General features: G+C 71.8%; 15 protein-coding genes. 13 read left to right on the top strand and 2 right to left on the bottom strand.

What is annotated here, in order from left to right; all coding sequences use genetic code 11:
• Nucleotides 1–103: 103 nt before the first annotated feature.
• Nucleotides 104–1675, top strand: coding sequence for a molybdopterin-dependent oxidoreductase (locus PT931_RS24150; protein ID WP_456247983.1), 1572 nt, complete (start codon nt 104–106; stop codon nt 1673–1675).
• 65 nt (nt 1676–1740) lie between these two features.
• On the opposite strand, the gene PT931_RS24145 is transcribed toward PT931_RS24150, so the two are convergent.
• Both PT931_RS24145 and PT931_RS24140 read right to left on the bottom strand, forming a co-directional pair.
• Complete coding sequence (locus PT931_RS24145) at nt 1741–2781, bottom strand: hypothetical protein (protein ID WP_456247982.1); 1041 nt, start codon at nt 2779–2781, stop codon at nt 1741–1743.
• A complete protein-coding gene (locus PT931_RS24140; protein WP_363729553.1) occupies nt 2778–3278 on the bottom strand; it encodes a SigE family RNA polymerase sigma factor in 501 nt (166 codons plus the stop codon). The genes PT931_RS24145 and PT931_RS24140 overlap by 4 nt, the downstream gene beginning before the upstream one ends.
• A 99-nt stretch (nt 3279–3377) precedes the next feature.
• Between PT931_RS24140 and PT931_RS24135 the strand changes: the two genes are divergently transcribed.
• From PT931_RS24135 to PT931_RS24080, 12 genes are all read left to right on the top strand, one after another.
• The gene (locus PT931_RS24135; RefSeq protein WP_363729551.1) at nt 3378–3749 is read left to right on the top strand and encodes an NADH-quinone oxidoreductase subunit A; all 372 of its coding nucleotides are present in this window, start codon (nt 3378–3380) and stop codon (nt 3747–3749) included.
• A 49-nt stretch (nt 3750–3798) separates the two neighbouring features.
• Entirely contained in the window at nt 3799–4314 is a 516-nt protein-coding gene (locus PT931_RS24130; protein ID WP_456247981.1) for an NADH-quinone oxidoreductase subunit B, read from the top strand.
• Nucleotides 4315–4419: 105 nt separating this feature from the next.
• Nucleotides 4420–4989 (top strand): DUF4352 domain-containing protein, encoded by a 570-nt coding sequence (locus tag PT931_RS24125; RefSeq protein ID WP_456247980.1) that lies wholly within the window; start codon nt 4420–4422, stop codon nt 4987–4989.
• A 263-nt stretch (nt 4990–5252) separates the two neighbouring features.
• A complete protein-coding gene (locus PT931_RS24120) occupies nt 5253–5858 on the top strand; it encodes a DUF4352 domain-containing protein (protein ID WP_456247979.1) in 606 nt (201 codons plus the stop codon).
• A 28-nt stretch (nt 5859–5886) separates the two neighbouring features.
• Entirely contained in the window at nt 5887–6450 is a 564-nt protein-coding gene (locus PT931_RS24115) for an NADH-quinone oxidoreductase subunit C (protein ID WP_456247978.1), read from the top strand.
• A complete protein-coding gene (locus PT931_RS24110) occupies nt 6432–7400 on the top strand; it encodes a complex I subunit 1/NuoH family protein (protein WP_456247977.1) in 969 nt (322 codons plus the stop codon). Before PT931_RS24115 ends, PT931_RS24110 begins: the two co-directional genes overlap by 19 nt.
• On the top strand, nt 7393–7893 hold the full coding sequence (locus PT931_RS24105) for a NuoI/complex I 23 kDa subunit family protein (protein ID WP_456247976.1): 501 nt from the start codon (nt 7393–7395) through the stop codon (nt 7891–7893). Before PT931_RS24110 ends, PT931_RS24105 begins: the two co-directional genes overlap by 8 nt.
• The gene (locus PT931_RS24100; RefSeq protein ID WP_456247975.1) at nt 7890–8387 is read left to right on the top strand and encodes an NADH-quinone oxidoreductase subunit J family protein; all 498 of its coding nucleotides are present in this window, start codon (nt 7890–7892) and stop codon (nt 8385–8387) included. The genes PT931_RS24105 and PT931_RS24100 overlap by 4 nt, the downstream gene beginning before the upstream one ends.
• Complete coding sequence (gene nuoK / locus PT931_RS24095) at nt 8387–8764, top strand: NADH-quinone oxidoreductase subunit NuoK (RefSeq protein ID WP_456247974.1); 378 nt, start codon at nt 8387–8389, stop codon at nt 8762–8764. The genes PT931_RS24100 and nuoK overlap by 1 nt, the downstream gene beginning before the upstream one ends.
• Nucleotides 8761–10560 carry an NADH-quinone oxidoreductase subunit 5 family protein gene (locus PT931_RS24090; protein WP_456247973.1) on the top strand — a complete coding sequence of 600 codons (1800 nt, stop codon included), beginning with the start codon at nt 8761–8763 and terminating at the stop codon, nt 10558–10560. The genes nuoK and PT931_RS24090 overlap by 4 nt, the downstream gene beginning before the upstream one ends.
• Nucleotides 10557–11957 (top strand): complex I subunit 4 family protein, encoded by a 1401-nt coding sequence (locus tag PT931_RS24085; protein ID WP_456247972.1) that lies wholly within the window; start codon nt 10557–10559, stop codon nt 11955–11957. Before PT931_RS24090 ends, PT931_RS24085 begins: the two co-directional genes overlap by 4 nt.
• A complete protein-coding gene (locus tag PT931_RS24080) occupies nt 11954–13339 on the top strand; it encodes an NADH-quinone oxidoreductase subunit N (protein WP_456247971.1) in 1386 nt (461 codons plus the stop codon). Before PT931_RS24085 ends, PT931_RS24080 begins: the two co-directional genes overlap by 4 nt.
• The last annotated feature ends 22 nt before the right edge of the window (nt 13340–13361 follow it).

Raw genomic sequence — 13361 nt, 5'->3', positions numbered from 1 at the left:
TGGCACTGCGATGCTAGTCCGTAACCGGGCGAAAGACTTCTTCGCTTCTTACCGAATAGTGACGCCACCGCCCATCGGGGCCGTCCGGCGGAAGAATGAGTGAATGAGAAAGCTGACCCCCGCGCTGACCGGTCTGGTCTCGGCCGGCGGGGCGCTGGCCGTCGCCGAGCTCGTGGCGGCCTGGCTGAACCCGACCTCCTCGCCGGTGCTCGCGGTGGGCGCCGCCGTCGTCGACCTCACCCCGCAGTGGGCGAAAGAACTCGCGATCCAGCTTTTCGGTACCAATGACAAGCTCTTTCTGTTGACTGTCATCTATCTGTCACTGGCCGCGTACGCGGTGCTCGTCGGCATCCTCGCCCAGCTCCGACCCTGGGCCGGACCGGTCGGCGTGGCCCTGTTCGGGGCGGTCGGAGTGGCCGCGGCCCTGGGGCGGCCGACCGCCGGCCCGGCCGACGTGCTGCCCACGGTCGCCGGCACCCTGGCCGGAATCTGGCTGATCCTGTTCCTCGGGAAACGGGCCCGCGCGCTGGCCGACAGCGCCCAGGAATTCGCCGAATACGTCCAGGAGCAGGGAAAACGTGCCCCGACCCCGGGGCGGGAGCCCGGTCGGCGCGCCCTGGCCCGGGACCAGCGCCGGTCGTTCCTGGTGCTCGGCGGGTTCGCCGTCGGGGCCCTCGCGCTGGGGGGTGGCGCCCGGTTGTGGGCGGTGGCCCGTTCCGTCGGCACCCGGTCCCGCGAGGCCGTGAAGCTGCCCGTCTCGACCATGCCGACCCCCGAGGGTGCGGACCTGAGACTGCCCGGTTTGAGTAGCTTCCACACCGAGAACCGGGACTTCTACCGGATCGACACCGCTCTGTCCGTGCCGCAGGTGGACGCCGGGGCCTGGAAGCTCAAGATCCACGGGATGGTCGACCGGCCGGTGACGATCACCTTCGACCAGTTGCGGGCCATGCCGACCCTGGAACGGGACATCACCCTCAACTGCGTCTCCAACGAGGTCGGCGGGCCGTACATCGGCACAGCTCGCTGGCTCGGCGTGTCGCTCGGCGCCCTGCTCCGCGAGGCCGGGGTGCGGCCGGGCGCGGACCAGGTGGTCAGCCGCTCCACCGACGGCTGGACCTGCGGCACCCCGGTCGCCACCCTGCTCGACGGGCGGGACGCGATGCTCGCCTACGGGATGAACGGCGAGCCGCTGCCCGTCGAGCACGGCTTCCCGGTCCGCATGATCGTCCCCGGCCTGTACGGCTACGTCTCCGCGTGCAAGTGGCTCGCCGAACTGGAGGTGACCACGTTCGCCGAGTTCGACGCGTACTGGGTCCGCCGCGGCTGGTCCGCCCTCGGCCCGGTGAAGACCGCGTCCCGGATCGACACCCCCGGCGGCCGGGCCAAGGCGGGGCCGGTGTCCGTCGCGGGCGTCGCCTGGGCCCAGCACCGGGGCATCTCGAAGGTCGAGGTGCAGGTCGACGACGGGCCGTGGCAGGAGGCCCGGCTGGCCGCCGAGCCCACGGTCGACACGTGGCGGCAGTGGGTACACGTCTGGGACGCCACCCCGGGCAGCCACCGGCTCCGGGTCCGGGCCACCGACGGCACCGGGGCGCTCCAGACGTCCGAACGGGTCGGCGTGGTGCCGGACGGCGCGACCGGCTGGCACGAGGTGACGGTGGCGGTCAGCTGACCGGCGCCGAACGATTCAGCCGACCGCGTGCCGGGGCGCCCGGCCGGACCGCGCGCCCGGCCCGCTCAGCTGAACCGTTTCCCGTCCCAGTTCAGCGTCTGACTCTGCTTCGTCGTGTACAGCGTGAGCTGCGGATTGTGCAGCTCCCACGCCTCCAACGCGGTGGCCGGCGTCCGCTCCCACGCGTACGGCGTCGCGACGACCGTGAACGCCGTGCCCACCTCGGTCATCCGGAGCACGAACAGCGCGGTCTCCAGCCCCCGGGCCAGCGGCTTCGTACGCGGCACGCAGGTCACCGGGGTCAGCATCTCGCTCACGCCGTCCTTGTCCAGGTCGGCGAACTCGGCGATGCCCAGGTTGCTGCCGATCCGGTACTCCGCGCCGGGGGTGCGCGCGATGCCGCCCTCGAAGGTGAGCTTCCCGCCGGGGCACTCCGGGTTCCCGCCGTCGGGCAGCGTGAGGGTGGTGTTGTTCGCGTCGACCGTCCCCCGGTACTTCGTGACCTGGCTGAACTGGCCGTCCCGGAACACGTAGACCCGCTGCTGGGTGGGTGCGAGCGCGGTACTCGCCGGCGGGTTCATGCCGACCGTGACCGTGTCCCCGGTGACCTGCACCGCGTCCACCCGGATCTGGCTGCCCGGGTCGACCACGGCGACGGCCGACAGGGTGCCGCCCGGGGTGTTGCGGACGAACACGAGCGGGGTGTTCTCGGGGCAGCTCACGGGCACGATGGCCACCGGGGCGCCCATGCCGGCGACCTCGCCGTAGCCGACCGGGTTGCTGCCGCCGATCGTGGTGCCGCCCGGGCAGCCTGGCACGGCCGGCACCGGGACGCGCTCGGTGGACCAGTTCACCTTGGAGAAGTCGGCGGCGGGTCGGCCGAGGTTCTGGGCCGGCTCGTGGCGCTCCGGCCAGTGCGTGACGGTCAACCCCGCCCCGACGAGGACGACCGCGGCCACGCTCGTGACCGTGAGCCGGTGCCGGCGGGTCCGCCGGGCGGCCCGGGCGCGCAGCTCGGTGGAACCGGGGCCGACGACCTCCTCGCGGACCGCCGTGCGCAGGCCCGCGAAGGCCGAGGCCAGCGGGTCGGGCTCGAGCTCCGTCACGGCGCGACCTCTTCCTCTTTGAGCAGGCTGGCCATTGCGGCCCTGCCCCGGTGCAGCCAGGACTTGACCGTGCCGGACGGCACGGACAACTCGCGGGCGATGTCGTCGACGGGCAGGTCGGCGAGGTAGTGCAGCACGAGGGCTTTCCGCTGCCCGGTCGGCAGGGTCCGCAGGGCCGCGACGAGGGCGACCCTGTTCGGGCTCAACTCGGGGGCGTTCTCCACCCGGCTGCGTTCGAGGAAGCGCCGGGCCACGCCGCGCCGCCGCCAACGGCTGGTCGCGAGGTTATAGCCGACCCGGCGCAGCCAGGCGACCGGGTCGTCGTAGGTGACGACGGCCGACCAGCGCTGCCAGGCGCGTGCGAACGACTCCTGTGCCATGTCCTGTGCGTCGCCCAGGTCGCCGCACAGGGCGTAGAGCATCGCGACGAGTTCGCTGTAGTGCGCCGCGTAGAGCGCGTGGAAGTCGGCGCTGTCCGCAGGGGTGGAGCGAGACATCCGCTCCTCCGAGGGGTGATATGAAGCGGCAACCGACATCGTAGTCACGCAAGGACAGACGCGCAGCCCCGCCTTCCGGTTGCGGGTACGCTGCCCCTCGTGGAGGAATATCTGAGCACGTACCGGCTGCTGGGCCTGCTGTTGGTCCTCGCTGGTGGCTTCTTCACGGTCGCGTTCACCGCCAACCGGCTGCTGAGCCGCCGGGTGCCGTCGCCGGGCAAGGGCGCCAGCTACGAGTGCGGCATCGACCCGGTCGGCGGGGACTGGGCCCAGACCCAGGTGCGCTACTACGTGTACGCCTACCTCTACGTCCTCTTCGCCGTCGAGAGCGTGTTCCTCTTCCCGTGGGCCGTGACCTTCGACCTCCAGGGGTACGGGATGACCACGGTCGTGGAGATGGCCGTGTTCGTGGCGGTCCTGGCCCTCGGCCTGCTGTACGCCTGGCGCAAGCGCGTCCTGCGGTGGACATAGGCTGGCTCTCCGGGACTCACGAACCGGGGCCGACAAGGGAGACAGTCGCATGGGTGTAGGTGGAGTGCTCGGCGAGCCGATCCGGTTCGTGCTGAACTGGGGCCGCAAGTACTCGCTCTGGGTCTTCAACTTCGGCCTGGCCTGCTGCGCGATCGAGTTCATCGCCGCGTCGATGGGCCGGCACGACTTCATCCGGCTCGGCGTGATCCCGTTCGCGCACGGCCCTCGGCAGGCGGACCTGATGGTGGTCTCCGGCACGGTCACCGACAAGATGGCCCCGGCGATCAAGCGGCTGTACGACCAGATGCCCGAGCCGAAGTACGTGATCTCGTTCGGCGCGTGCTCCAACTCCGGCGGCCCCTACTGGGACTCCTACAGCGTCACCAAGGGCGTCGACCAGCTCATCCCCGTGGACGTCTACGTGCCCGGCTGCCCGCCCCGGCCCGAGGCGCTGCTGCACGGCATCCTGACCCTCCAGGCGCAGATCGCCAAGGAGCGCTCCGGCTTCGGCGGGGTCCAGCGCGACGCGGGGTCCCTGACCGCGCCGCTGGTCACCCGCCCCTGACCTCGCCTCCTGATCCGCCGCCCCTGACCCGACAGCCGCCTCGCCGGCCCCGGACGATCTCGGCGTTTCTCCGACAGCCGGCCGCCCGGCGTGTCCAATGAAGTGATGAGCGATTTACCCGAGCCGGTCGAGGAAGAGCCACCCCGCAGGAGCCGCAAGGGGTGGTACGTCACGCTCGGGCTCGCCGGGGTCGCGTGCCTGCTCGCCGTCCTGTGCTGCGCCGGCCTGGCCGTGGTGGTCGCGCACCGGATCGACGAGAACGACGAACCTTCCGGGGGGTACGCGCTGAACGCGCCCGCCCGGGACGGCCGGTTCGAGTTCGTGGTCGCCAAGGTGGACTGCGGGATCCCGCAGATCGGCCAGGACTTCGTGATCAAGAAGGCCCAGGGTCAGTTCTGTGTCGTGACGCTGTCCGTGCGCAACATCGGGGACACCCCGCAGACGTTCTCCGTGGTCAACCAGCACGGCTGGGGCCCGAAGGGGGTCTACTACGACTCCGACGAGGTGGCCACGGCGTTCGCGAACGTCGAGCAGAGCCTGTGGATGAGCCGGGTCAACCCGGGCAACAGCATCTCCGGGGTGATCGTGTTCGACATCCCGACCGACGCGGCGCTGCGGAAGCTGGAGCTGCACGACGCGCCGTCCTCGGGCGGGGTGACGGTCAAGGTCGTCTGACGGGTACGCCGCCCGGCCGGTTCCGGGCCCCGTACCGGAGCGCACCGTCCGAGCCCCCTCCGGTGAGCGCCGCATGCCGGACGCCATGCGGGGTGCCACGGGCCCGGAGGATGCGCTCTCCTGGTCACGCCCCACCGTAACCATCAAATGATCTTAGTTATTTGTCCTTTTCCTGCCCTGGAATATCCAATATTCCGATGTTGATCAAGGATTTGGCGGTGGGCCGGGTCCCGCTCCGGAGCTCTACCTTGTTCAATGGACCAATGAGCACCCCGGGTGAGCGGACCGAGACGAGGAACTGGCGGTACGTCGTCCTCCTCTGCGGCATCCTCACAGCCTTCGTCGCCTCGGGCCTCGGCATCTGGGTGCTCGGCGGTCCGGGCGACAGCGACGACACCTCGCCGATCACCCCGCCCGCCTCCTACGAGACGGAGAACGCCGGCTTCCTGTTCGGCCCGCCCCCCGGCGGCCCGCCGACCACGATGCTGCCCCCGGTCCGCGACGGCGCGCTCGAGTTCGCCGTCGCCCCCGGCCGGTGCGGGATCGTGCGGATCGGCGGCATCGAGGCCAAGGGCGAGTTCTGCGCGGTCCGGCTCCAGGTCCGCAACAACGGCGACGTGAAGCGCCGGCTCGTCCTGACCGACCAGTCCGCCCTCGGCTCGGACGGCGTCCGCTACACCGTGGACCCGGCCGTGGTCGCCGCCGGCGCCGCCGAGAACGGCCGGGACAACCCGTGGACCGCCGACATCGCACCGGGCGAGGTCCGGTTCGGCGTGTTCCTCTTCGATGTCGGCCGCCGCACGAAGCTGGTCTCCCTGGAGCTCCACGAGTCACCATCCTCCCCGGGAGCGAAGGTCACCCTCAACTAACCGGCTCCCGACCCCTAGGATCTGGGACATGACAGCCGAGGAGCTTGCGAACCGACTCGCCGGACGGGTGGGCGGCGAGGTCAGCGTGAGCGGTGGCGGCGACTGGTCCCGGCAGGTCCTCGACGTGCCGGTGGACGGGTGGCTGCGCACGCTGGAGGCGGCCCGGGGCGAGGGTCTGACCTTCTTCGACTGGCTCAGCGCCGTGGACGAACTGGACGAAGGCTTCCGGATCGTGGCCCACCTGTGGTCGGTGCCCGACAGGGTCGGCCTGCTGATCCGCACCCTGACCCCGCGCGAGTCCCCCTCGGTGCCCAGCGCGACCGGCGTGTTCCCCGGCGCGGCGTGGCACGAGCGGGAGACCCACGAGATGTTCGGAGTGGAGTTCCCCGGCAACGACAACCTGGTCCCGCTGCTGCTGCCGCCCGAGTTCGAGGGCCAGCCGCTGCGCAAGGAGTTCGTGCTGGCCAGCCGGGTCGCCAAGCCGTGGCCGGGCGCCAAGGAGCCCGGCGAGGGCGCCGAGGGCTCGGCCAAGCGCGCGCCCATGCGCCCGCCCGGCGTGCCGACGGCCGAGGAATGGGGTCCCCGCCGGTGATTCTCGACATCGCGATCAGGCTCGCCGCCGTACTGGCCGCCTTCCTGACCCTGCCGCTGATCGTGGGCCAGATGGAACACAAGGTCATGGCGCACATGCAGGGCCGGCTCGGTCCGATGTACGCGGGCGCCTTCCACGGCTGGGCCCAGCTCATCGCGGACGGCGTCAAGTTCGTGCAGAAGGAGGAGATCGTCCCCGACGCGGCGGACAAGCGGATCTTCCGCCTCGCGCCGGTGATGGCCCTGCTCCCGTATCTGCTGATCCTGCTCGTCATCCCGCTCGGCCCGGACGGCCTGGTCGCCCAGGGCCTCGACATCGGGCTGTTCTTCGTGCTGGCCGTGATGGGCCTGGGCGTGGTCGCCGTCCTGATGGCGGCCTGGTCGAGCGGGTCGAAGTACTCCCTCCTCGGTGGTCTGCGCGCCGCCGCCCAGCTCCTCGGCTACGAACTGCCCCTGGTGCTGTCCGCCGCGAGCGTCGCGATGGCGGCCGGCACCCTCTCGCTGAACGGCATCGTGGTCGCCTGGCGGCCCTGGTGGATCCTCTGGCAGCTCCCGGCCCTGTTCGTCTTCTTCGTCGCCGGGCTCGCCGAGCTGCGCCGGCCCCCGTTCGACGCGCCGATCGCGGACTCGGAGCTGGTGTTCGGCTACATGACCGAGTACACCGGACTGCGGTTCGCGTTCTTCCTGCTCGCCGAGTACGTGGGCATCGTCGTCATCTCCGCGCTGACCGCCGTCCTGTTCCTCGGCGGCTGGAAGGGCCCGTTCGACGACGCGCACCTGGGCTGGGCCTGGATGCTGCTCAAGACGATGGCGGTCGCGTTCGTGATCATCTGGCTGCGGGTGGCCTATCCACGGCTGCGCGAGGACCAGATCCAGAAGCTGTGCTGGCTGGGGCTCGTACCCCTGGCACTGGCCCAGCTCGTACTGACGGCGGTGGTGAGGGTTGTCTGAGATCCCCGGCAAGGGCCTGCTCCAGGGGCTCGCCGTCACGATGAAAACGATGCTGAAGCCGGCGCACACGCACCAGTACCCGGACACCCAGCCGGAGCTGCCGCCGCGCACCCGGGGCGTGATCGCCCTCGCGGAGGAGAACTGCACCTCCTGCATGCTCTGCGCGCGCGAGTGCCCCGACTGGTGCATCTACATCGACTCGCACAAGGAGACGGTGGAGGTGCCCGGCGGGCGGCCCCGGCAGAAGAACATGCTGGACCGGTTCGCGATCGACTTCTCCCTCTGCATGTACTGCGGGATCTGCATCGAGGTCTGCCCCTTCGACGCGCTGTTCTGGTCCCCGGAGTTCGAGTACGCCGAGGGCGACATCCGCAACCTGCTGCACGAGAAGGACCACCTCGGGCAGTGGATGGCCACCGTGCCGGCCCCGACCGCGCACGACCCCAACGGGGAGCCGGCGAAGGAACAGACCGCCGCGGAGAAGAAGAAGTGACGGTCACCGACATCCTGCTGTGCGCCCTGGGCGCCGTGGCCATCGGCGCGGCCCTGCGCGTGGTCACCACGCGACACCTCGTCCGGGCCGGGTTGTGGCTGGTCGTGGCCCTGGCCGCGATGGCCGGCTGCTACCTGGTGCTCACCGCCGAACTGGTCGCCTGGGTCCAGGTGCTGATCTACGTCGGCGCGGTCGTCGTGCTGCTGCTGTTCGCCACGATGCTGACCCGGGCGCCGATCGGCCCGAGCGACGAGCTGGACCGGGCCCGGATCCCGGCGGCGCTGGTCGGCCTCGGCGCGGGCGGCGGCCTGGCGGCGGTCCTCATTTTCGGGTACCGGTGGACCAAGGTCGAACTCGCCGCCCCCGGCACGGCCGCCAAGCTCGGCCAGGAGATCTTCTCCGGCTGGGTGCTGCCGTTCGAGGTGCTGTCCGTGCTGCTGCTCGCCGCGCTGGTCGGCGCGATCGTCGTCTCGCGCAAGGGGGCTGAACGCTGATGCACCCCGTCATCCCGTACGTGATCGCCGCTCTCCTGTTCGGCATCGGCGTGTACGGCGTCCTGGTCCGCCGCAACGCCGTCCTCGTCCTGATGGCCGTCGAGCTGATGCTCAACGCGGTCAACCTGGTGCTCGTGACGGCGGACGCGACGGTGCGCGCGTACACCGGGCAGACGTTCGCCCTGTTCGTGATCGTGCTGGCCGCCGCCGAGATCGGGGTCGGCCTGGCGCTCGTGTTGCAGCTGTTCCGGCTGAAGGGCGCGATCGTGCTGGACGACGTGGCTGTGGACGACACCGCGCTGGTGGCTGTGGACAACGTCGCGGCTGTGGACAACCCTGTGGATAACCTTGTGGACAAGCCTGTGGACAACTCATGACGGGCCTCGCCTGGCTGCTCCCGGGGGCCCCGCTGCTGGCCGCCCTGATCGGCTTCTTCCTGCCCGCGCCCGCCCGCCGCCCCGCCGCCCTGGTCGGCGCAGCCGGTGCCCTGGTCGCCCTCGGCGCCGCCGTCGCGCTGCTGCTCGGCGACCCGGTGGCCGGGCACGTGAAGCTCGCCTCGTTCGGGGCGCTCGACGTCACCCTCGGGGTCAGCGTCACCTCGGTGGCCGCCCTGGTCGCGGTCGCCGTCGGGGTGGTCGCGCTGTGCGTCCAGGTCTACTCGGCCGCCTACCTGCACTCCGACCGCAACTACGCCCCCTACGCGGCCCAGATCAGCCTCTTCACCGCCGCGATGCTCACCGTCGTGGTGGCCGACGACCTGCTGATCCTGCTGATCGGCTGGGAGGTGATGGGCGCGTGCTCGTACCTGCTCATCGCCCACGACCGGTCGCTGCCCGAGGCGCCGGCCGCCGCCGTGAAGGCGTTCCTGGTCACCCGGGTCGGCGACGTCGGCTTCCTGCTCGGCATCGCCGTGCTCGCCGTCGACGCCGAGACCCTGGACATCGGGAAGGTGCTCGCCCACGACTACAGCACCGGCACCCTGACCGCGGCCACGTTGCTGCTGCTCGCGGGCGTGTTCGGCAAGAGCGCCCAGTTCCCGCTGCACTCCTGGCTGCCCGACGCGATGGCCGGCCCGACCCCGATCAGCGCCCTGATCCACGCGGCCACGATGGTCGCCGCCGGCGTGTACGTCGTCGCCCGGCTGTACCCGCTGTTCGGGGCCTCGGGGGCGGCGATGGCCGTCCTCGCGGTCGCCGCCGCGATCACGATGCTCTGGGGCGCGTGCTGCGCGATGGCCGCCACCGACATCAAGAAGGTGCTCGCCTGGTCGACGGTCAGCCAGCTCGGCTACATGACCGGCGCGCTGGCCGTGGGCTCGCCGCCCGCCGCGCTGTTCCACCTGCTCAGCCACGCCGGGTTCAAGGCCCTGCTGTTCCTGTGCGCGGGCGCCGTGATCCACGCGATCGGCTCCAACGCCATCGAGGACGCCGGCGGCCTGCGCAGGCGGATGCCGGTCACCTTCTGGACCATGACCATCGGGCTCGCGGCCCTGGTCGGCCTGCCCCCGGTCAGCGGCTTCTGGTCCAAGGAGAACGTGCTGGTCCAGGCCGAGCACGCCCACGGCTGGCAGGGTCGCCTGATCCTCGTCGCCGGCCTGGTCACGGTCATGCTGACGGCCTGGTACTCGACCCGGCTCTGGCTGCGCACCTTCTTCGGCCACTACCGGGGCACGGCCAAGCCGCACGACCCGCCGGCCCTGATGCGTCTGCCGCTCCTGGTGCTGGCCGTCCCCTCGGCCCTGTTCGGCCTGCTGGCGCTCGGGAAGTGGCTCGGACCGAAGCTGGGCGGGGACCTGCTCGACCTGAACACCATGACCCTGGTCGCGCTGTTCCTCGCCGGGATCGGGGCGGTCGCCGCGTCGGCCGGCGCGTCGCACACCGACCCGGCCCGGTACCTGGGCCCGCTGCGGCCCCTGTTCGCCAACGCCTTCTACTTCGACACCGTCCAGGACTTCCTGGTCGTGCGCCCGGTGAAGGCGCTGGCCCGGGTCACGGGCTTCCTCGACGCCACGGTGGTCGACGGCGCGGTCGAGGGCGTGGGCACCGGCTCCCGCTGGTTCGGCGGGCTGGTCAACCGGCTGAACGCGCCGGGCCTGCCCCGGTACGCGACGGCCGCCCTGGCCGGCGTCCTGCTGATCGCCGTCGCGGCGCTGGCCACGGAGGTGCTCCGATGATCCTGATCGTGCTGCTGGCACTGCCGGCCCTGGGCGCGCTGCTCGCGTTCCTGCCCGGGCGGACCGGCCGGCTGGCCGCCACCTGCGCGGCCGGGCTGACGTTCGGACTGAGCCTGCGGCTGTACTCGACGGACTCCGGCTACTGGTACGAGTTCGACCGGGCCTGGGTGCCGGCCCTGCACCTGCGCTTCCACCTCGGCATCGACGGCATCTCGTGGCCGCTGGTCGTGCTCACCACGCTGCTGACCCTGCTCTGCTGCCTCTACTCGCTGTGGAAGACCCCGGACAACCGCCTGATCGGGCTGCTCCTGGCGTTGCAGGTCGGCCTGCTCGGTGTGTTCGTGGCCCTGGACCTGGTGCTGTTCTTCGTGGCCTTCGAGGTCGTCCTCCTCCCGATGTTCGCGATCATCGCCGGCTGGGGCGGCCCGAAGCGCCGGCACGCGGCCCGCAAGTTCGTGCTGTACACCCTGCTCGGCTCGATGCTGCTCCTGATCGGCGTGGTGCTCGTCGTCAACCAGACCGGGACGGCCGACCTGGCCCGCCCGGCCGGCACGGCGAGCCTGGCCGCGTTCGTGTTCCTCGCGCTCGGCTTCGCGGTCAAGGCGCCCCTGTGGCCGCTGCACTCCTGGCTGCCCGACGCGCACAGCGAGGCCCCGACCGTGGGCTCCGTGCTGCTGGCGGGCGTGCTGCTGAAGCTCGGCACGTACGGGCTGATCCGGGTCGCGATCCCGGTGGCCCCCGACGGCGCGCGCGAGGCGGCGCCGGTGCTCGCCGCGCTGGCGGTCGGGGCGATCCTGATCGGTGGCCTGATCTGCCTCGCGCAGAAGGAACTCAAGCGCCTGATCGCGTACTCCTCCGTCGGGCACATGGGCTTCGTCCTGCTCGGCATCGCCACCATGACCGCCACCGGCCTGCAGGCCGCGCTGATCGGCAACCTGGCGCACGGCCTGATCACGGGCCTGCTGTTCTTCCTGGTCGGCGCGCTCAAGGACCGGGCGCACACGGGGGAGCTGTCCGAGCTCGGCGGCCTGCGGGAGAGTTCGCCGCAGCTCGCCGGCCTGCTGGGCTTCGCGGCCCTGGCGTCGCTCGGCCTGCCCGGGCTCGCCGGCTTCTGGGGCGAGGCGTTCGCGGTGATCGCGGCCGCCCAGCGCGGCTGGTGGCTCGCCGCCGTGCTGGCCGCCGTCGGTGGCGCGCTCGCCGCCGCGTACCTGCTGCGCCTGCTCCGCAAGGTCACCCACGGCCCCTCGACCCTCAAGCTGACCGGCCCCGCCGGGTACGAGCTGGCCGCCTGGGCCCCGCTCGTCGTCCTGACCGTGGCGGTCGGGCTCGCCCCCCTGCTGGTGACCGGTGTGACCGGCCCGGCCGTCGACGCGCTGGTGGAGGCGTTCACCAAATGATCCAGTCGATTGACCACGCGATCCTGCTGCCGGCGTACCTGGCGGCCGGGACCGCCGTGCTGGTGTTCGTCGCGGATCTGGTCACGCCCCGCCGCGCGGTCTCGCTGAGCCTCGGCGTGCTCGGCGTGCTGGCGGTCGTCGGCGCCGCCCTGCGCGCCCCGCAGGGCCGGCGCACGTTCTGCCTGCCCGAGGGCTGCTCGTACATCTACGACAAGCAGGCGGCCGTCGTCGCGGTGGCGTTCGCGGCGCTGACGGCCATCGTGCTGGTGCTGTCGGCGACGACCCGGGCGGAGCCGGGGGAGTACTCGTTCCTGCTCGCCTGCTCCATGACCGGCGGCGTGGTCCTGGGCGCCGCGGGCGACCTGATCACCCTGATCGTCGGCCTGGAGACCCTCACCCTGCCGTTGTACGCGCTGGTCGCGCTCCGCCGGGGCATCCGCAGCGCCGAGGGCGCCCTGTCCCTCTTCGTCGTCTCGGTGATCTCCACGGCGGTGGCCCTGTTCGGCGCGGCCCTCGTGTACGCCACCTTCGGCGGGGTGCACCTGGAGAAGCTCGCCAAGGCCACCCCGACGGCCCAGCTCGTCCCGGTCGCCACCCTCGGCGCGGTGCTCCTGGTCGCCGGGCTCGCGTTCAAGGTGGCCGCGGTGCCGCTGCACGGCTGGGCCCCGGCCACGTACGACGGCGCCCCGCTGCCCGTCACCGCGTACCTGTCCACCGCCTCGAAGCTGGGCGGCGTCATCGCGCTGCTCCTGGTCTCGGGCGCGCTGCTCGACGTGCGCCCCACCACCCGCGCCGTGCTGGCCATCCTCGCCGTGGCGACCATGACCGTGGGCAACCTCGGCGCGCTCCGGCAGACCCGGATGGTCCGGCTGCTCGCCTGGTCCTCGATCGCCCAGGCCGGCTACGTGCTGGCCGCGCTGGTCGTGTCGGGCCCGGCGGCCGTGGCGTACACCCTCTTCTTCGTGATCATGGAGATCGTGGCCTTCGGCGTCGTGATCGCGGCCCGCAACGACGGCGACGGCGGCCGGGTCGACGACTACCGGGGCCTCGCCCGCCGCTCCCCGTGGCTCGCCGGGGCCCTCGTGGTCGCCCTGGCCGGCCTGGCGGGCCTGCCGCCCGGGTTCGCCGGCCTGTTCGCGAAGGTCACCGTCGTGCAGGCCCTCGTCAACGGGCACTGGACCTGGCTGGCCGTCATCGTGGTGCTCAACGCGGTCCTCGCCCTGGCCTACTACGTCCGGGTCGGCGCGGCCCTGTTCGCCAGCTCGGAGGAGACCCCGACGCCGACCCGCTGGCCGATCACCGCCGCCCTCGCGGTCGCCACGGCCGTCGCGCTGGTCGTCGGCTTCCTCCCCCAATGGGTACTCTCCGCAGTCGGTTACTGACGTCACGGAAGCGCCGAGGGGT

The organism is Longispora urticae, assembly GCF_053902585.1.
Note: the sequence above shows the minus strand (reverse complement) of the source record. Positions and strands in the feature narration are given on the sequence as shown.

Coding starts and splice junctions, on each gene's coding strand:
- PT931_RS24140 (WP_363729553.1), bottom strand. CDS start 3,278: ATGTCTCGCTCCACCCCTGCGGACAGCGCCGACTTCCACGCGCTCTAC.
- PT931_RS24090 (WP_456247973.1), top strand. CDS start 8,761: ATGACGGGCCTCGCCTGGCTGCTCCCGGGGGCCCCGCTGCTGGCCGCC.
- PT931_RS24110 (WP_456247977.1), top strand. CDS start 6,432: ATGGGGTCCCCGCCGGTGATTCTCGACATCGCGATCAGGCTCGCCGCC.
- PT931_RS24120 (WP_456247979.1), top strand. CDS start 5,253: ATGAGCACCCCGGGTGAGCGGACCGAGACGAGGAACTGGCGGTACGTC.
- PT931_RS24115 (WP_456247978.1), top strand. CDS start 5,887: ATGACAGCCGAGGAGCTTGCGAACCGACTCGCCGGACGGGTGGGCGGC.
- PT931_RS24150 (WP_456247983.1), top strand. CDS start 104: ATGAGAAAGCTGACCCCCGCGCTGACCGGTCTGGTCTCGGCCGGCGGG.
- PT931_RS24130 (WP_456247981.1), top strand. CDS start 3,799: ATGGGTGTAGGTGGAGTGCTCGGCGAGCCGATCCGGTTCGTGCTGAAC.
- PT931_RS24125 (WP_456247980.1), top strand. CDS start 4,420: ATGAGCGATTTACCCGAGCCGGTCGAGGAAGAGCCACCCCGCAGGAGC.
- PT931_RS24080 (WP_456247971.1), top strand. CDS start 11,954: ATGATCCAGTCGATTGACCACGCGATCCTGCTGCCGGCGTACCTGGCG.
- nuoK (WP_456247974.1), top strand. CDS start 8,387: ATGCACCCCGTCATCCCGTACGTGATCGCCGCTCTCCTGTTCGGCATC.
- PT931_RS24085 (WP_456247972.1), top strand. CDS start 10,557: ATGATCCTGATCGTGCTGCTGGCACTGCCGGCCCTGGGCGCGCTGCTC.